General features: G+C 60.7%; 12 protein-coding genes and 2 tRNA genes. 1 reads left to right on the forward strand and 13 read right to left on the reverse strand.

Annotation, left to right across the window (positions count from 1 at the left end; translation table 11 throughout):
• Positions 1–18 precede the first annotated feature (18 nt).
• The 7 genes from CCR82_RS11210 to CCR82_RS11240 all read right to left on the reverse strand — a co-directional run bounded on the left by CCR82_RS11210 (position 19) and on the right by CCR82_RS11240 (position 10,274).
• Positions 19–1,449, reverse strand: coding sequence for a hypothetical protein (locus tag CCR82_RS11210; RefSeq protein WP_201245870.1), 1,431 nt, complete (start codon positions 1,447–1,449; stop codon positions 19–21).
• Between the two features lie 163 nt (positions 1,450–1,612).
• Positions 1,613–1,888: a hypothetical protein gene (locus tag CCR82_RS11215; protein WP_201245871.1), complete on the reverse strand. Its 276-nt coding sequence runs from the start codon at positions 1,886–1,888 to the stop codon at positions 1,613–1,615.
• A 126-nt stretch (positions 1,889–2,014) separates the two neighbouring features.
• Entirely contained in the window at positions 2,015–3,226 is a 1,212-nt protein-coding gene (locus CCR82_RS11220) for an EAL and HDOD domain-containing protein (protein ID WP_201245872.1), read from the reverse strand.
• Positions 3,227–3,376: 150 nt separating this feature from the next.
• Positions 3,377–5,524, reverse strand: a complete 2,148-nt coding sequence (locus tag CCR82_RS11225; protein WP_201245873.1) for an ABC transporter ATP-binding protein — start codon at positions 5,522–5,524, stop codon at positions 3,377–3,379.
• Positions 5,525–5,621: 97 nt separating this feature from the next.
• Entirely contained in the window at positions 5,622–7,124 is a 1,503-nt protein-coding gene (locus CCR82_RS11230; protein WP_201245874.1) for an ABC transporter permease subunit, read from the reverse strand.
• Positions 7,125–7,134: 10 nt separating this feature from the next.
• Positions 7,135–8,112 carry an ABC transporter permease gene (locus CCR82_RS11235; RefSeq protein WP_201245875.1) on the reverse strand — a complete coding sequence of 326 codons (978 nt, stop codon included), beginning with the start codon at positions 8,110–8,112 and terminating at the stop codon, positions 7,135–7,137.
• Positions 8,109–10,274: an ABC transporter substrate-binding protein gene (locus CCR82_RS11240; protein WP_201245876.1), complete on the reverse strand. Its 2,166-nt coding sequence runs from the start codon at positions 10,272–10,274 to the stop codon at positions 8,109–8,111. The genes CCR82_RS11235 and CCR82_RS11240 overlap by 4 nt, the downstream gene beginning before the upstream one ends.
• A gap of 251 nt (positions 10,275–10,525) precedes the next feature.
• Between CCR82_RS11240 and CCR82_RS11245 the strand changes: the two genes are divergently transcribed.
• Positions 10,526–11,302, forward strand: coding sequence for an enoyl-ACP reductase FabI (locus CCR82_RS11245; RefSeq protein WP_201245877.1), 777 nt, complete (start codon positions 10,526–10,528; stop codon positions 11,300–11,302).
• A 38-nt stretch (positions 11,303–11,340) separates the two neighbouring features.
• Here CCR82_RS11245 and CCR82_RS11250 read toward each other — a convergent pair whose 3' ends face one another.
• From CCR82_RS11250 to clpX, 6 genes are all read right to left on the reverse strand, one after another.
• Positions 11,341–13,275 (reverse strand): SurA N-terminal domain-containing protein, encoded by a 1,935-nt coding sequence (locus CCR82_RS11250; RefSeq protein WP_201245878.1) that lies wholly within the window; start codon positions 13,273–13,275, stop codon positions 11,341–11,343.
• An 82-nt stretch (positions 13,276–13,357) separates the two neighbouring features.
• Positions 13,358–13,434, reverse strand: a tRNA-Asp gene (locus CCR82_RS11255).
• A gap of 27 nt (positions 13,435–13,461) precedes the next feature.
• A tRNA-Val gene (locus CCR82_RS11260) sits at positions 13,462–13,537 on the reverse strand.
• Positions 13,538–13,568: 31 nt separating this feature from the next.
• Positions 13,569–13,931 carry an HU family DNA-binding protein gene (locus tag CCR82_RS11265; protein WP_276570562.1) on the reverse strand — a complete coding sequence of 121 codons (363 nt, stop codon included), beginning with the start codon at positions 13,929–13,931 and terminating at the stop codon, positions 13,569–13,571.
• 162 nt (positions 13,932–14,093) lie between these two features.
• The gene (gene lon, locus CCR82_RS11270) at positions 14,094–16,544 is read right to left on the reverse strand and encodes an endopeptidase La (RefSeq protein ID WP_201245880.1); all 2,451 of its coding nucleotides are present in this window, start codon (positions 16,542–16,544) and stop codon (positions 14,094–14,096) included.
• Between the two features lie 182 nt (positions 16,545–16,726).
• The gene (gene clpX / locus CCR82_RS11275; protein WP_201245881.1) at positions 16,727–18,004 is read right to left on the reverse strand and encodes an ATP-dependent Clp protease ATP-binding subunit ClpX; all 1,278 of its coding nucleotides are present in this window, start codon (positions 18,002–18,004) and stop codon (positions 16,727–16,729) included.
• Positions 18,005–18,021 lie beyond the last annotated feature (17 nt).

Raw genomic sequence — 18,021 nt, forward strand, 5'->3', positions numbered from 1 at the left:
AGGCGGCCCACCACTGGGTTACTCCGGGCTCTCGCCAAGCGTCTGATAGTACTGCTTGATATCTTCGCCGATGGTGGCGCTGATCTGATAAAAGACCTCGTGCGAAATCAGCACCGGTTGGTTGCCGACCTGATCGGCTTGAGCACAGGTCTCGGCGATGAGACGGTAGAGGTAATTGAGGACGAAGCGCGGCTGGCGCAGTTTGTCCAATGCGCTCAGGATCTCGCGTTGCGGAATCGCCGAGGCAAAGAGATTATCCAGTGGATAGGGATGACTCGGATCGGCCCGGCAGATGCGCAGGCGGGCCGACATCATGTCGAACAACTGCTTATCGCCCCAGCGAAACGGATAGATGATCTTCTGTTTGTCGAAGCGCGCCTCGTTGGCCTTCTCCGAGCTAGCCTTGCGCACGGCTTCGTAGAGCTGGCGCGGCAACAGCATTTTGAAGCTAAGGTTCGGATGCAGTTGCAGGATGCGGTTGTTCCAGAGCGGCCAGACGAAGTCCTGCATGCGCTCGCGATCGCCATTGATCAGCGAGGGCTCGTCGACCTTGTCCATCACTACCACGATCTGCTGATAGCCGAGGCTGAGCGCAATATCGATGAACTTGGTCGCGAACAACCGGCGCACGTCGTCATCGTCGCGCCACCCGCCGCGCTTCACATCCTGATCCTTGAGATAGCCCGGCGGGATCGAGCGCAGCGCGCGTTCGACATCGCGCATATTGCGATCGCGCACCAGGATCTCGCGCTCCACGGTACGCGCCACGCCGCGGTAGAAACTGCGTTTCACCAAGGGCACGATCCCCAGTGTGAGCAGCCCGACGATCAGCCCCTTGAGTCTGCTCAAGGTGCCTTTGATCAGCCCCCGCGGCAACAACCGATTCGCCAATGACGTCATGATGCGGTTGTAGCGATCCGGTGGACCGCTGACATAAAACGCCATCAGCATCATCAGATCATGACGCCGGTATCGTTCCAGCCGCTCCAAGGGCAGATCAGCACTCTTGATCTCGTCGAGCAAGGCTTCCATGCCACAGACCAAAATCGCGTCGAGATGCTGCGCCAAGCCAAAGTCTTTCAGCGTGATCGGCTCTTGACGGCGTCGATCCTGCTGCTCGCGCTTGCGCTTAAACGCTTCGAGAAAACCGTTGAAGTCATCGTAGCGCAGCATCAGGATGCTCTCCTCATGCTCGCGGTTGAAGTGTTCGATGTTCTTTTCCAACGCCAAGCGCAGCGCTGACTTACCACTCCCTTTCACGCCGAAGATCATCGAGGTGCCGCGTCCGGGCGGTTCACCGAAGAACTTGTCCCACGCCTGATGATTGAAGGTGTAGTCGGATTCGTTGAGGAGCTCCTCGAACACCTTGTCGTTCTGCGCCTCTTCCTCGATGAAAGGATTGCGAACGAGCCCATGGGACCCCAGGAATTGCGACATCGTCATAGACATGGGAAGGATACCTTTTCGCCGTCAACGTCGGTCGCGCCCGCGGAGCCACCGAGGCATCGGTGGCCGCCACGCGCAGGCCTCGGCACTCACCTAAGCACGCCCTGCTCGCATCCGCTCGCGCTGCCGAGCAAGGGGGCTGCGGGGATTGTGGTTAGACTGTGATTTAGAGTTTTGGCGAGTGCTCAATCACGATGTAGAAGAGCACAGCAAAGGAGAGCCCCATCATCACGAAACGCGGCAACAGGGATTTATCCGCGTGATCGTGCAGCTTGCGTTTCAACTCGCAGATAAACCCTCCCTCGGGTGACTCGCGCATCTGGCACAGACGCAGTGCGAGCCGTGCCAGGAGACGACGCCCCACATCGAAGACGGAGTATAAAAAGAGAATGAGCGCCAAAAATGTCGTTAAACCGAGTAGCCAGTTTTCTAGATATCCCATTATCCTGTACAACTGTTAGGGGCCCTACACTTGAGGGAGGACCCTACCCCGAAGGTCTAGGGGCTATCCTGCCATAGTGGCGGGACGCTGTCTTGTTGATCGCGCATCGAACCGTCAACGCGGCCCTCACTGCGGCGATGTCAGCACATCGGCGGACTGGTCCGCCCACCAGACCGCCTTGAGATAGGCATCGGTCATCTGTGAAGGGGTCAGATGCGCGAATCGGGCTTGCTGAAAATCGCCCTGCTCGTATGCAATCACGCTTGCCAGTGCCTCACCATAAGGCCCCTGGTGATGTAACATCGCATCACGCACCTCGCTTGTCAGCGGCAGGGCATCGAGTACCTCCGTCAAGGGCGCCCTCATCATGGCATCGAGCAGCGAGAATAATCCCACAGTGAAATAACTGTCGGTCTGCGCACGACCGGCAAATGTGGCCAGCAGCTCGCACATCTTGGCACGATGGATGCCTTGAGCCATCAGTTCACTGGATTGATTGTCGAGCTTTGCGAGCAGCAACAACGAGGCCCAACGCTGGATCCTTTGGGTGCCGAGGTAGACCACCGCCGCACGCAGCGATTCAACCACCCTGGGAAGCGCGAAGAAGGCGGAATTGAGTTGGCGTAACAGCTTGTAGCTGAGCGTGACATCCTGGCTGATGATCTCCTCGAGTTCTGAGATATCGACGTCGGGATTCTGCAGCCTGGTCGTCAACTCCAGCAGCTTGAGCCGATTGAGCGGAACCTGGGCTCCTTGCACGATATTGGGTCGGGAAAGGAAATAGCCCTGAAAGTAATCGAACCCGAGCTGCTTGCAGTATTCGAATGCCTCCTCGGTTTCGACCTTCTCCGCCAACAACTTGACATCGTACGCACGCAGTAATCGCACTTGCTCAACGAGTTCCTGCCGCGACGATACCATGAGATCAAGCTTGACGATGTGTGCTAGCTCTATGAAAGGTCGCATCGAGTCCCGGAAGACAAAATCATCCAACGCCACCGTGAAGCCGTCCCGGACATAGGCCCGCAACCCGGCGATCACATCGGCATCGAGCCGCACATCCTCCAACACCTCCAGCACCACGCGTGTCGGAGGCAATGGCAGTGATTGACGATCAACAAGGAAGCGACGGGTGAAATTGATGAAGGCGCGATGCGGGCCAACGATGCGGTCGAGGCCGAACTCCAGAAACACATTCACAATCACCTGCGACGTCGCCTGGTCGCGATCCAGTTCGCCCGCATAGTTCCCTGAGCCATCGCGGAATAGGAGTTCATAGCCGTACAGTTTCGAGTTCCGATCGAAGATCGGTTGACGCCCGACGAAAATCTCGTCCATCGTCTATCTCCTTGGTGTGCCGCCTCTCGAGACGTGTCTTTCACCCCTGCGCAACCACCCCAGCCAGTTGCCCAACAGCCAGCCACCCCTACTACCCTAACCCGCCACCGAGCGGATGCAGCAGCGGGGGACCAGGAGGTCAATTATCCGCTAAGCGCTCTCAGCCGAGGTATCGAGTCGCGAACAGCGCACCATGCGACCATCTCGCAGTTGCCGGGCCTGCGGATAGGCCCGCGCGCACTCAGCGATGGCTCGCGGGCAGCGCGGATGAAAATGACAGCCCGCCGGGGGCGTAGCGGGTGACGGCATATCGCCTTCGAGCCGGATAATCTGGCGGCGCTCGGCCTTGTCCATCATCGGCACCGCCGAGAGGAGCGCCTGCGTATAGGGATGGCGCGGATCATCGAGCACCTCGGCGGCGCGACCTTGTTCAACGATACGGCCTAGATACATCACCGCGACCTCATGCGCCAAATAGGCAACCACCGAAATGTCGTGGGTAATAAACAAATAGCTGAGCCCAAGCTCGTCCTGTAGCCGCTTGAGCAGGTTCAAGATCTGCGCTTGTACCGAGACATCGAGGGCGCTGGTCGGCTCATCACAGACGATCAACTTGGGATCGACCGCCAATGCCCGAGCGATACAGATGCGCTGGCGTTGACCACCGGAGAACTCATGCGGATAGCGATCCATCGCCTGCTCACCGATACCGACCTGTTCCAATAAAGCCGCCACCCGATGCCGCCGCGTGGCCCGACTCTGTTCGATGCCGAGCGCTTGCAGCCCCTCGCCGATGATATCGCCAACCAGCATGCGCGGGTTCATGGACGCAAAGGGATCTTGGAAGATGATCTGCAGATCCTTGCGGTAGCGACGCATCTGCCCGGCCTGGATTGAGGCAAGATCGACGCCGTTGTAGCGCACCTGGCCGTCGGTGGGTGGCATGAGCCGCAGGATCGCCTTACCAACGGTGGTCTTGCCGCAACCTGACTCACCGACCAGGGCCAGGGTCTGCCCAGCCTTCAGATGCAGGTCGACACCATCGACGGCCTTCACATGACCAACTGTGCTCCGGAATAGGCCACGCTGGATCGGAAAGTGGACCCGCAGCCCATCGACGGCGAGCAATGTCCGCGGATCAGGCTCAGCAGAACGAACTGATGCCGACGCTGCCTCGAGCGTAGCATCGCCTGCTTTTGCTTTAGCTTCCGCGGCCGGCGGTGCTAGGGACGCAGTTGCCGCGTCTAGCCTAGCTGCGCCCTGGTCCAGGCTTGGCTCGACAACACCATCAGTACCAACGCTAATCTCCTCCTCACGAAAACGCGCCGAACCCTTGGCCCAGAGCAGACAGCGCACCTGCTGCTTGCGGTTGGGTTGGAACCAACCGATCGGCGCTTCACGGCAGGCTGGCATGACATCGCCACAGCGTTCCGCAAAGCGACAACCGGTAAAAGACTGATCCAACGGTGGAACCCGGCCCGGGATCACCGCCAGCTTACCGCGCCGCTTGCTCGCGTTTGGCACGCTCTCCATCAGCTTGCGACTGTAAGGGTGCGCCGGCGCGGCGAAAAATGCGTCGACGCTGGCCTTCTCGACAATCTGCCCGGCATACATCACCGCGAGTCGGTCAGCGGTCTCGGCGACCACCCCGAGGTCATGGGTGATCAGCAGCACCGCCATCCCGGTTTGCGCCTGCAACCCTTTGAGCAGTTGCAGTACCTGGGCCTGGATGGTGACATCGAGTGCAGTGGTCGGCTCATCGGCAATCAGCAGCTGCGGATCACCGGCGAGCGCCATCGCGATCATCACTCGCTGCTTCATCCCGCCCGAAAGCTGGTGCGGGAACTCGCCTACCCGCTGCGCGGGGTCCGGGATACCAACTGCCCGCAGCAGCTCGACCACGCGTTCGGCAACCGCCGGCTTCGCCAGGCGCTTATGCAATCGCACGGCCTCGGCGATCTGCTCACCGACCTTGAGCACCGGGTTCAGCGAGGTCTGCGGCTCTTGGAAGATCATTGCCATGCGCCCACCGCGAACGCCGCGCATCTCGCGCTCGGTCAGTGCCAACAGCTCGCGGCCATCGAGCCGCACCGAACCACCGGTGATGCGACCCGACAGAGGCAATAGGCGCATCAGTGACAGCGCCGTCATCGACTTGCCGCAACCCGATTCACCCAGCAGCGCGACGGTCTCGCCACGGCGGATCTCGAAACCGACATCATCACAGACCCGCACCGGCCGCTCGCTCGAACCGAGTTGCGCCGACAAACTCGAGACATGCAGCAAGACATCGCTCATCGAAACAGACCCAGGCGGCGGATCATGGGAAAAGAGGTCTTGGACTTACTCGACAAATCGGGTGCAACGGGCTCACTTGGCAGGGTCCAAAGCCGATTCATGTCGCACTCCGTAGGCGCGGATCGAAGGCATCCCGGACCACATCAGCCAGCAGATTGGCGGCCAGCACCAGGGTGAACATGAACATGAAGGCCGCCGCCAGCGACCACCAGACCACAGGGTCGCGCGCCAGCTCCAGTCGGGCACTGTTGATCATATTGCCCCAGCTATTCATGGTGGGATCGACACCGATATTGACATAGGAGAGCACTGCCTCGGCCAGCACCAGGCCACTGAAATCCAGCACCAAGGTGATCATAACGATATGTAGCACATTCGGCAGGATGTGGCGGCTGATCACCGTCGAGTGCCGGACCCCGAGCGAGCGTGCCGCCTGCACATAATCGGCCTCGCGCAGCTTCAGCGACTCTCCGCGCAGAAGACGGCACAAACCGGTCCAACTGGTGACGCCGAGGATGATACAGAGGAACAGTAGGCGCAGATCGGCGCGCTCGACCAGGCTTTGGAATTGATCCGCGTGATTGGTCATGTAGACCTGCAGCATCAAGATCGCGGCCGCGATCAGCAGCACGCCCGGGATCGAGTTCAGCGTGGTGTAGAGATACTGGATCACATCGTCGGTGCGACCGCCGAAGTAGCCGGCCATGATGCCCAGGATCACCGCCGCCGGGAGCATCACCAGCGTCGTCAGGGTGCCGATCACCAAGCCAGTACGGATGCTTTTCAGGCTTTGATAAAATACATCCTCGCCGACCTTGTCGGTACCGAGGATGTGGTACTTGGCCGCTAGCTCGGCGGCGACGAAGCTCAGCACCAGCATCAACGCCAGGGTGATCAACCCCACCCGCCAGGGAAACTCGGTCTCACCGCGCCAGATCGCCTGCGCGCTCTCATTGAACGACTGACGCCAACGCAAGGCGAGCACCGCGATCAGAATGGCCATCAACGCGACCCAGACGATCAGCCCTGTGAGCATCCCGAACAGCCCGCGCAAGGCGATATCGACGCCACGCCGCGACGGATCACCCAAGTGTGTGCCCCCATGCTCAAGGCGCGGATAACCGCGGACCACACTGCCGTCGGGCTGTTCAATCGCTTCCTTAACAAACAGCTGAGTGGCGAACGGTGCCGAGAAGGTCTTCTCCTGACGCTCGCGTAGGCCACTAAGCCAGAGGTCGAGCACCGAAATGATTTGTGTTGAATAGGTCGGTGCGTCCTCATCGCGGCCGTTGATCTGCTGAGCCCTAGCGGTTGCTGTCTGCTCGGCGGCGTCTACCTCTGCGTCGGCCTGCGTCGGCGTGCTCGTCAGCGCGGCGACCGGTACCACCGGCTCAATGCGCGGATGAAAATGCAGCGAATCGAGCAACCCGATGCCAACGTAGAAGAGGATCACCACCAGCGCGGCAACCCCGACCGACGAGCGCCCGACCTGGAGCCAGGGACCGCGCAGATGTTCGTGGCGCGCGGCATAGACGCCAAAGCCGATGCCCACCGCGATCAGCAAGAAGATGAGGGTGTCTGTGATCAGGATGATCGGCACGGCACAGTCCTCAAGACAGCCTGACCCTGGGGTCGACCAGAGTGTAAGAAATGTCGGTCATCAGCAGACCGATGATGTAGAGCACCGAGCCAAGGAAGACCATCGCGCGCACAATCGAGAAGTCCTGACGGTTGATCGCATCGATGGTATAGCTGCCAAGCCCAGGCACGCCAAAGAAGGACTCGATAATCAGCGCGCCCATGAACAACAACGGCAAGACTGCGACCACGCCGGTCAGGATCGGGATCAACGCATTGCGCAGCACATGACGAAACAGGACCACGCGCTCACGTAGTCCCTTAGCGCGGGCAGTGCGCACGTAGTCGCGGTTAATCTCTTCGAGGAAGAAGGTGCGGTACAGGCGTGTGCTGCTACCAATGCCGGCGACAACGCCAACCACCACCGGCAAGATCAGGAACTTTAGCGCCTCGAGGCCGGTGTCGTAACCGGAAATCGGCACCAAGTGGAACAGCTTACCGATCAGGAACTGGCCACCGATAATGTAGAACAGCCCGGAGATCGACATCATCGCCACTAGCAGCACAACGCTCCCAAAATCGATATAGGTGGCGCGAAAGAATACGATCATCAGTGCATAACTCACGCTGATCGCCAGCCCCACCAGCAGGGTCGGGATCGCGATCGCCAGGCTCGGCCACATGCGCTGGCGGATGTCGAAACCGATATCACGACCACTGTCGGACTGACCAAAGTCGAACGCAAACAATTTCAGCGATTTGTCAAAGAAGATGGTCTCGGTGACAGTCCCCAGCCCGCCGGCATCGGCGTTGAACAGCAGCGGCTTGTCGTAGCCATGCTCGGCCTTCCAGGTGTCGATGGCTTCCTGGGTCACGCGCTTGTCGCCGAGCTGCATCCGCGCCATGTCATCGGGCGAATTGACGACAAAGAACAGCAGGAAGGTGATCAGGTTGACGCCAATCAGAATCGGAATCGCATAGAGCAGGCGGCGCAGGATGTAGGCGCTCATCGGGCTCGGCTCCGCTCGCGCCGGCGCGCGACCATCAGCGCCGGGATGGAGCCAAGGATCAGGATCACGACCAGCGCGCCAATCGGCCAGAGCACCGGCGGATTCCAGCGCTCACGCAGCTGCTCGCGGATCTCAGGCTCGAGGCGGCGATACTTCAGGGTGTTATTGGCCATCAGGTTCGGCTTCACGTTATCGAGCCACTGATGATGCAGGCTAAACGCCTTTGGATAGAAACCGAATGACCAGGGCGCATCATGGCGAATGATCTCGGTCATGCGATCGATCACGGCCTGGCGCTCTGGACCGTCCTCCATGTTCTTCATGCGCTCAAACAGCTGATCGAACTCCGGGTTCTGATAGTTGGCCGCGTTCTCGCCACCGTCGACCTTACGATTCGGCCCATAGAGCAGAAAGAAGAAGTTTTCTGGGTCCGGATAATCGGCATTCCAGCCCCACATGAAGACCTGGCCGGTGCCCTTGCGCATCTTCTCTTGGAAGCGATTGTAATCGGTGGCGCGCACGACCAGCTCGATACCGAGCTTGTCGAACTGCTTGCGCATCCAGTTCAGCCGCGCCTTGCCGTCGGGCCCCGCATCCATGGCCTCGTAATAGATCGTCAATGGACGCCCGGTCTCTGGATCACGCCCATCCGCATAGCCGGCCTCGGCGAGTAGCGCCTTGGCGTCGTCTAACGGCTTGCGCACCGCCCGTCCATCACGCCAATCGAATACATAGGGATTGATCCCAGCCTCGCCCTCGCGATGGCCGAAGATCCCGGGCGGAATCGGCCCCTGACCCTCGACGCCACGGCCGTTGGCGAAGATCGAGATGTACTCATCGAAGTCGACCGCGATGCTGATCGCCTGCCGCAACAGGCGCGCGCGCTCCGAATCGCCACCGAGCAGCGGATCGAGCATGTTGAAACCCATGTACCAGATCGAGGTCTGCACCGCTGTCACCAGCTCGATGCCCTGCTCGCGCATGTCGTCGGTGAGGCCGGCCTCGCCCGCCGCGTCGAACTGGATCGCCTGGTCGAAGGCGTCGGAGCTGACGCCCGAGCTATCGTAATAACCCTGCAGGAACTTGTTCCAGTACGGGATGCTTTCTTGCTCGAGACTGTAGATGGCCTGATCGATGAACGGTAGTGGCTTGCCGGCATCCTCGAGCAGCCCAGCCGCCTGATCCTCGGGCATGCCCGCGCCCGGATAGCGCTCGCCATGGAAGTTTGGATTGCGCGTCAGCACCATGCGCAGGTTCGGATTGTTCTCGCTGAGCATGAACGGCCCGGTGCCGACTGGGTACCAGTCGAGCGTCAGGTTGTTTTGCTCCATACCAAGCTGTCCATAGAGGGCTTCGGCCTCCCAGGGCATGGGCGCAAAGAAGGGCATCGCCAACCAATAGACGAACTGCGGATAACGGCCTTCGAGCCGAATCCGATAGCGGTAACGGTCAATGACCTCGGCGCCCTCGAATGCGACCTGGCGCAGATCGAAGAACGGCCGTTCGCCATTCACCGGGTCCGGCGCTTCGTCCTCGATTTTCTCGCTCAGGGCCTGAAAGCCGAGAATATGTTCGCCCATCAGCCCAGCGATCGGCGAATGCAGCCAGGGCGTGGCCAGACGCTTGATCTGGTAGACATAGTCCTCGGCGATCAGCTCGCGGGTACCGGTCTCTGGCAACTCATCGAGTGTGTTAATCCGAGCAACCGCCTGCGTATTGAGATCGTGATAGCGATAGGCGCCCTCCTCGTCCTTAGCAAAGGCGGCATGCGGCTGATATTGGATACCGGGCGAGATCTCGATCAAATACTCACTGACCGCAATCCGATCTGGATCGGCGTCGGCCGCGAGCGGCTTCCCGTTCGCGTCGAGATAACGAACCTCTGGAAGAGCGTGGGCGGTCAGCGGAACCAGTTCGTAAGGGCGCTTCAGAAAATGATACTGCAGCGGCGGCTCGTAGATCTGCGCGATGAAGGCGTATTCGTTCGAGCTGTACGAGCGCACCGGGTCCAGGTGCTTGGGTCGCTCGGTAAAGGCGCCGTAAAGGATATTCTCGCCCGACTGCGACGCTGGATAAGGGTTGTTCCAGGGTGGCTGCCCGCATGCACTGAAGAGCAGCACGACAACCATCAGCAGAGGCCAGGAGCGGCAGGTTCGCAACATCGATGCTTTCCGCGCAGGCTGAGTTTCTGTAACGTTAAGGACTGCCTCGAGCACAGCCGGTTTGCCTCGCCCCAGCGCGCAAGTCAACCAGCACGGGATCCAACCGCCTCCGCGGCCGATCGTCTTCATGCTCAGGGCGCGGCGGCGCTCAGAAGATGAGGCTTGTATTTCATTAGGTCATCAGCCCGCTGATCGCTCGCGTTCACAGCGGCGCACACCTATCCTACACATTTTCCGCATGGAGAGACTATATGGGCTTCTTGTCCGATAAACGTATCCTGATTACCGGGGTCGCTAGTAACCGCTCGATCGCTTGGGGCGTTGCTCAGGCCATGCATCGCGAGGGCGCCACCCTCGCCTTCACCTACCAAGGCGACAAGCTCAAGGACCGGGTCGAAGACCTGGCCTCGCAATGTGAAGCCGAGTTGGTGCTGCCGCTCGATGTCTCTAGCGACGAGGAGATCCATGCCTGTTTGACCACGCTCGGCGAACACTGGGACGCCCTAGATGGCATCGTGCACTCGATCGCATTCGCGCCCAAGGACCAACTCGAAGGCGATTACGTTGACAGCGTAACGCGCGAGGGATTCGCCGCCGCGCACGATATCAGCTCCTACAGCCTGGCGGCGCTAGCCAAGGCTGGCCGGCCGCTGATGCAGGGGCGCAATGGCGCCATCCTCACCATGAGCTACCTGGGCGCGGTGCGCGCGGTGCCCAACTACAACGTGATGGGGATTGCCAAGGCCAGTCTGGAGGCGAATGTGCGCTATTTAGCCGCGTCGCTCGGACCTGAGGGCACACGGGTCAACGCGGTCTCGGCGGGCCCGATCCGCACGCTGGCCGCGGCCGGCATCGCCGATTTCCGCTCGATGCTGAAACAGGTGGAAGAGCGCACCCCGCTGCGACGTAATGTCACTATCGACGAGGTAGGTAACGCCGGGGCCTTTCTTTGCTCCGATCTGGCCTCCGGCATCACCGGTGATGTGCTCTACGTCGATACCGGCTACCACATCCTCGGGCTAGGCTGAACCTCGCAGAGCTGCGCGCACACTTGGGCGCTGCCGGTCTAGAATGGCTCATCCGAGACGACCGGCTCGCGCTCGATCTCGGCGCGCGCCCGCATAGCCGCCAAGACCGCATCGATGTCAGCGCTCGCCAGCGCCCGCTCGAGAACGCTCGCCTCAGCCTCGAGTTCAGCCTCGTCAAGCTGCGCTGGGTCGCCGTCGATGACCTCGGAGACAACGACCACGAAGGCATCACCTCCATCCTCCGCGCTGGTACTGCCAATCCGGCGCTCGGTGTCGGCGTCAGGTCGCGGCAGCGAGAACGCAAGCTGAACCACCTCGGGCGGAAGCTCGCTCGTGGTGCGACTGACCCGGCCAGTCTCAATGGCTTCAAAGTCCTCGGCCGCCTCAGCGAGGTCTTGCCCAGCCCGAATCCGCTCTGCAATGGCCTCGGCCTCGGCCTGTGCCGCCTCAGCCGCTCGTTGTGCCTCGAGCAGCGCAACGATGTCGTCTCTCACCTCCGCCAACGGACGCACCGAAGGCTCGCGATGGTCGGCGACTCGCAGTACCAGGGCCTGAAGCTTATCGGGATCGGGCTCTAGCAGCTCGCTGTTATTGCCCCGCGCCAACACTTCCTCGCTGAAGGCGGCGCCAATGACCTTCGGATGGGCAAAGAGGCCCTCGCCGCCGCTGCGGTCGATCCAATCACTCTCCTGAATCTCAAGCTCGAGAGTCTCGGCGGCCGGGACCAGGCTATCGGGCGATTCATAGGTCAGGGTTGCGAGCTGCTCGGCCTGTTCAAAGTAGATGCCCTCGCTACCACCGCCGCGCAGATCAGCGATCAGATCCTCTTTCACCGATTCGAATGGCTGCGGCTCACCACCACGCACGTCCAAGACCTCGACCAGATGATAGCCAAAGCGACTGCGCACGGGATCGCTCAGGGTCTTAGGCTCGAGCGCGAAGACGGCCTGTTCAAAGGCAGGATCGAGCGAACCACGGCTGATCCAGCCAAGCGCCCCGCCACTGTCGGCACTGCCGGGGTCCTCGGAGACCTCGGCCGCCACCTCGGCAAAAGATTCGCCGTCGCGAAGATGCTCTTGAATCGCTTGCAGACGCTCTCGCGTCGCTGCACGCGTGGCTTGATCGGCATCGGCTGGAACCGTCAGTAGAATATGACGGACCCGCCGCTCTTGCGGAGCCGTAAACTCGTCAAGTCGCAGCTCATATTGCTCGCGCAAAGTTGCCTCGGCGATGGCCTGATCCGGAGCCGAGAGCGTTGTCGCATCGAGCAGCAGATAGGCGACCCGAACTTGCTCCGGGGTGGCGAACTGCTCCGGATGCTCGTCATAGTAGGCCGCGACGACCTCATCGCTAGGAGCTTGAACGCGCTCCTCGAACGCGGTGCTCGGCACGGGCATGTAGGCCAACACACGCTGTTGGCGCACCAGACTCAGGCTGCGCTCGGCCAGGGCGTCGGTCACAAAGGCCGTTTCACGAATCGCGCGCGGTAGCTGAGTCATCAGCAACTGACGTCGTAACGACTCTTCGTAAGCGGCCGGGGTCAACCCCTGCCGTCGCAGCACCTGCTCGTATTGGGCGTTAGAAAAGGCACCATCGCGCTGAAAGGCTGGCTCGCCGAGGATGGCCGCGCGGACGGCTTGATCCGAGACCCGCAGCCCCATGGCCTCGGAATTCTCCAGCAGCAGGGTCTCGCGAATCATGCGCTCGAGCACTTCCTCGCGTATACGAGCGTCACCAAACAAGGCGGGATCATAGGCATTGCCCAACCGATCCCTGAGCTGGACCCGAGTGCGATTGACGTTCCGGTTGAAGGCCCTTTCGGTAATCTCGGTGCCATTGACACTGGCCACCACAGGCTCTGCCCCGCCACCGAAGTAGGAATCGATTCCCCAGAAAGCAAAGGGGATGCTGATCAGAATGATGATGGCCCAGGCGACCCATCCCTGTGCGCGTTCTCGGATCTCCTGCAACATAGCGTTTTGGACTCAGCGTGCAAACAATGACAGGACAAATGAAAACGGGGTACCCCCAAGAGGATACCCCGTTTCAAAGTAATGGCGGAGTGGACGGGACTCGAACCCGCGACCCCCGGCGTGACAGGCCGGTATTCTAACCAACTGAACTACCACTCCACGAAACTGTGGTGCCGCAACCCTGGGTGGTGGGTGCTGCAGGGATCGAACCTGCGACCCTCGCCTTGTAAGGGCGATGCTCTCCCAGCTGAGCTAAGCACCCTCTCTTCTGGGCACCCGCCCGAATGAAGCAATCATTGTATCGCGTCTTTGAGCGCTTTACCAGCCTTGAATGACGGGTTTTTTGAGGCCGAGATCTGGATGGCCTCGCCAGTCTGCGGGTTGCGCCCGGTGCGCGCGGCACGCTCCTTCACGGAAAAGGTGCCAAAGCCGATGATCGAGACGGTCTCACCATTCTTCAGGGTGGCCGCGACGGAGTCGGTCAGCGCGTCGAGCGCGCGGGCTGCCGCGGACTTAGAAATATCGGCCGCATCGGCCATCGCGTCCACGAGTTCTGATTTATTCATTGATCCCCCTGATTGACCCCATGCCCTGGGGTCGTTTTGCCGTGTGCTTAAGCGCGCGAGTCGAGCCAGTACTGGCTCGCATCGCGACATGGATAGAATAACGTGAGTCGTTCCGATCAACTCGGGATTGTTAAGGAGCTCCCCAGAGGTGTCAACCCGAAACCAGCCATGACGCGTACTGGGCAAGGATGAGCGGGGACACCGGCAAAGCCCGACCTCGATCTCGAGGCCGAGCCTGATGGGCTGTGAACTTCAGTGGTGCGTGCGCACGCCAGCGTCGGGCTTCTTACTGTCCTCGACGGGCGGAGCGGCCTCCTGTGCAAGTTCCTCCTCATCCGAACGAGGCGTTGGACGACCAGCCAACGCTAGCTCCAAGACCTCGTCGATCCAGCGCACCGGTCTGATATCGAGACTCTGCTTGATGTTCTTTGGAATCTCGACCAGATCGCGCTCATTCTCGTGCGGAATCAAGACCTGCTCGATCCCACCGCGATGCGCCGCGAGCAGCTTCTCCTTCAGGCCGCCAATCGGCAGCACCTCGCCGCGCAGCGTGATCTCGCCGGTCATCGCGACACTCGAGCGCACTGGCATCTGGGTCAGCGCCGAGACCAAGGCCGTGCACATGGCGACACCGGCACTCGGCCCATCCTTCGGCGTCGCGCCCTCGGGCACATGGATGTGCATGTCGTACTTCTGGTGGAAATCGGTCTCGATCCCGAGTAACTCGGCGCGCGAGCGCACCACCGTCATTGCCGCCTGGATCGACTCCTGCATCACATCGCCCAGCTGGCCGGTAAAGATGAACTTACCCTTGCCCGGCACCAACGCCGCCTCGATGCGCAGGAGTTCGCCACCGACCTCGGTCCAAGCCAGGCCAGTGACTTGCCCAACCTGATCGTGCTCGTCGGCAAGCCCGAAGCGGAAGCGGCGCACGCCAAGGTACTTATCCAACGACTTAGGCGTGACCGTGATGGTCTTATCACGCTTCTTAACCAGGATCTCCTTGACCACCTTGCGACAGATCTTCGAGATCTCGCGCTCGAGATTACGCACGCCGGCCTCACGCGTATAGTAGCGCACCAGATCGCGCAAAGTGGCCTCGCGGATCGTCAGCTCGCCACGCTTGAGCCCGTTATTCTTCATCTGCTTCGGGATCAGGTAGCGTTCGGCGATGTTGATCTTTTCGTCCTCGGTGTAGCCCGAGAGCCGGATCACCTCCATGCGGTCGAGCAGCGCCGGCGGGATGTTCAGCGTGTTGGCGGTGGCGACGAACATCACCTCGGAGAGATCGAAATCGACCTCGAGGTAATGGTCGTTGAAGGTGTTGTTCTGCTCCGGGTCGAGCACCTCGAGCAGCGCCGAGGCCGGGTCGCCGCGGAAGTCCATCGCCATCTTGTCGATCTCGTCGAGCAAGAAGAAGGAATTCCGCGAGCCGGCCTTGGACAGATTCTGGATGATCTTGCCCGGCAGCGCGCCGATATAGGTGCGCCGGTGACCCCGGATCTCGGCCTCGTCGCGCACGCCTCCTAGGGACATGCGCACGAACTTGCGATTGGTCGCACGCGCGATCGACTGACCGAGCGAGGTCTTGCCGACGCCGGGCGGTCCGACCAGGCACAGAATCGGCCCCTTGAGTTTGCGCACACGCTGTTGCACGGCCAAGTACTCGGTGATGCGTTCCTTGACCTTCTCGAGCCCGTAGTGATCGGTATCGAGCACCTTCTCGGCCACACCGACATCGTTGCGAATCCGGGTCCGCTTCTTCCACGGCACCGAAACCAGAGTGTCGATATAGTTGCGCACCACGGTGGCCTCGGCCGACATTGGCGACATCAGCTTGAGCTTGTTGAGCTCGGCGGTCGCCTTCTCCTTCACGTCCTTGGGCATCCCGGCTTCCTCGATGCGCTTACCGAGATCCTCGAGTTCATTCGGCGCATCCTCGAGTTCGCCGAGCTCCTTTTGGATGGCCTTCATCTGTTCGTTCAGATAGTACTCACGCTGATTCTTCTCCATCTGCCGCTTGACGCGGCCACGGATGCGCTTCTCCATCTGCAGGATGTCGTTCTCTGACTCCATCAGCCCCATCAGATGCTCGAGGCGCTGCTGCACATCGATCATCTCGAGCACGCGCTGCTTCTCATCGAGCTTCAGCGACATGTGCGCGGCCATGGTGTCGGCCAGGCGGCTGGCCTCGTCGATGCTGGCCAGCGAGGTCAGCACCTCCGGCGGCACCTTCTTATTGAGCTTCACATACTGATCGAACAAGGCCACCGCCGAGCGCATCAGCACCTCTTGCTCGCGCTCATCGGCCTCGAGCGTTTCGGCGAGCGGGGTGGCGGTGGCGGTGAAGGCGTCGTCGGTGGAGACGTAGCGGCTCGACTTGGCGCGCTGATGCCCTTCGACCAGTACCTTGACCGTACCATCCGGAAGCTTCAGTAGCTGTAAGACGTTGGCGAGGGTGCCGATCTCGTGCAGATCCTTCACCGAAGGATCATCGACATCGGCGTTCTTCTGCGCGACCAGCAGGATCTGCTTGTCGCTGGTCATGGCCGTATCCAACGCCTTGATCGACTTGTCGCGCCCAACGAAGAGCGGGATCACCATGTGTGGATACACGACGACGTCACGTAGCGGCAGGACCGGAATGGCCTTGACGGATGTCACTCCATCAACGACCGGAGAGTTCGAATCACTCTTGCCCATAGACTGTGCCCATATTCTGAACGCCCGCCGGCCCAGGGGCTAACCCCATGTGGTCATGAGCCGACGCGGCAGGTTTTGCGTAAATGCCCAATAGGGAATGAGGTTAGGGCAGCGCCCGGGCGCTTCAATCAGCGCCGCGGGCTCACCTGCAAGAGAGCGGGTGCAAGAAATAGGCCAAAAGATCACTCAGAGGAAGCAATGCGGTGCTGCTCGCCCCCATCGTAGATCACGAACGGCGGGCTCTCGCCGTTGACCACGGAGGCATCGACCACGACCTTGCTGACGTCGTCGATCGATGGCAGGTCGTACATGATATCAAGCAGCACCTGCTCCATGAGGGTGCGTAAGCCGCGTGCTCCAGTCTTGCGCTCCATCGCCTTGGTCGCAATGGCGCGCAATGCGTCCTCGCGCAGCTCGAGTTCGCAACCCTCCATCTCGAAGAGACGCGCATACTGCTTGGTGAGCGCGTGCTTGGGCTCGGTCAGGATCCGGATCAGGGCCTCTTGGTTGAGTTCCTCGAGCGTCGCCATCACTGGCAGGCGGCCGACGAACTCGGGGATCAACCCATAGCGGATCAGATCCTCGGGCTCCACATGACTGAGCAGCTCGCCGATCGCCCGATCGTCGTTCTTGCTGTGGACCTCGGCCGAGAAACCGATGCCGGTCTTCTTGGAACGATCGCGGATGACCTTGTCGAGCCCGGCAAAGGCGCCGCCGACGATAAACAAGATATTGCTGGTATCGACCTGCAGGAACTCCTGCTGCGGGTGCTTACGCCCCCCCTGGGGAGGCACCGAGGCGACCGTGCCCTCGATCAACTTCAGCAGCGCCTGCTGCACACCCTCGCCGGAGACATCGCGGGTGATCGAGGGGTTGTCGGATTTGCGCGAGATCTTGTCGATCTCATCGATGTAGACGATGCCGCTCTGCGCCTTCTCGACATCGTAGTCGCACTTCTGCAGCAGCTTCTGGATGATATTCTCGACATCCTCACCGACGTAGCCGGCCTCGGTCAGCGTGGTGGCATCAGCGATGGTGAAGGGCACATTGAGCAAGCGCGCCAGGGTCTCGGCAAGCAGTGTCTTACCCGAGCCCGTCGGCCCGATCAGCAGGATGTTGCTCTTGGAGATCTCGATGTCTTCCTTGGCGTCGGAGACCTCGAGTCGCTTGTAATGGTTGTAGACCGCGACCGAGAGCACCTTCTTCGCCTTCTCTTGCCCGATCACGAACTGGTCGAGCGAGTCATTGATCTCGTGCGGCTTCGGCAGGCGACTCGTTGCCTCACCGAGGCCCTCTTGCATCTCCTCGCGGATGATGTCGTTGCAGAGTTCGACGCACTCATCACAGATGAAGACCGAGGGACCCGCGATCAGCTTGCGAACCTCATGCTGGCTCTTACCGCAGAACGAGCAATAGAGGAGCTTGCCTTCATCGCTCTTTCCATGGGTGTTTCCGCTCATAGATCATCTCTCCAGGA

The sequence above is a fragment of the Halochromatium salexigens genome (assembly GCF_016653295.1).
Classification (GTDB): domain Bacteria; phylum Pseudomonadota; class Gammaproteobacteria; order Chromatiales; family Chromatiaceae; genus Lamprobacter; species Lamprobacter salexigens.

Bases quoted from the DNA above. Each gene is read 5' to 3' on its own strand.
- CCR82_RS11235 (WP_201245875.1), bottom strand. From the start codon at position 8,112: ATGAGCGCCTACATCCTGCGCCGCCTGCTCTATGCGATTCCGATTCTG.
- lon (WP_201245880.1), bottom strand. From the start codon at position 16,544: ATGGGCAAGAGTGATTCGAACTCTCCGGTCGTTGATGGAGTGACATCC.
- CCR82_RS11220 (WP_201245872.1), bottom strand. From the start codon at position 3,226: ATGGACGAGATTTTCGTCGGGCGTCAACCGATCTTCGATCGGAACTCG.
- CCR82_RS11250 (WP_201245878.1), bottom strand. From the start codon at position 13,275: ATGTTGCAGGAGATCCGAGAACGCGCACAGGGATGGGTCGCCTGGGCC.
- CCR82_RS11215 (WP_201245871.1), bottom strand. From the start codon at position 1,888: ATGGGATATCTAGAAAACTGGCTACTCGGTTTAACGACATTTTTGGCG.
- CCR82_RS11265 (WP_276570562.1), bottom strand. From the start codon at position 13,931: ATGTCGCGATGCGAGCCAGTACTGGCTCGACTCGCGCGCTTAAGCACA.
- CCR82_RS11225 (WP_201245873.1), bottom strand. From the start codon at position 5,524: ATGAGCGATGTCTTGCTGCATGTCTCGAGTTTGTCGGCGCAACTCGGT.
- CCR82_RS11210 (WP_201245870.1), bottom strand. From the start codon at position 1,449: ATGTCTATGACGATGTCGCAATTCCTGGGGTCCCATGGGCTCGTTCGC.
- clpX (WP_201245881.1), bottom strand. From the start codon at position 18,004: ATGAGCGGAAACACCCATGGAAAGAGCGATGAAGGCAAGCTCCTCTAT.
- CCR82_RS11240 (WP_201245876.1), bottom strand. From the start codon at position 10,274: ATGTTGCGAACCTGCCGCTCCTGGCCTCTGCTGATGGTTGTCGTGCTG.
- CCR82_RS11245 (WP_201245877.1), top strand. From the start codon at position 10,526: ATGGGCTTCTTGTCCGATAAACGTATCCTGATTACCGGGGTCGCTAGT.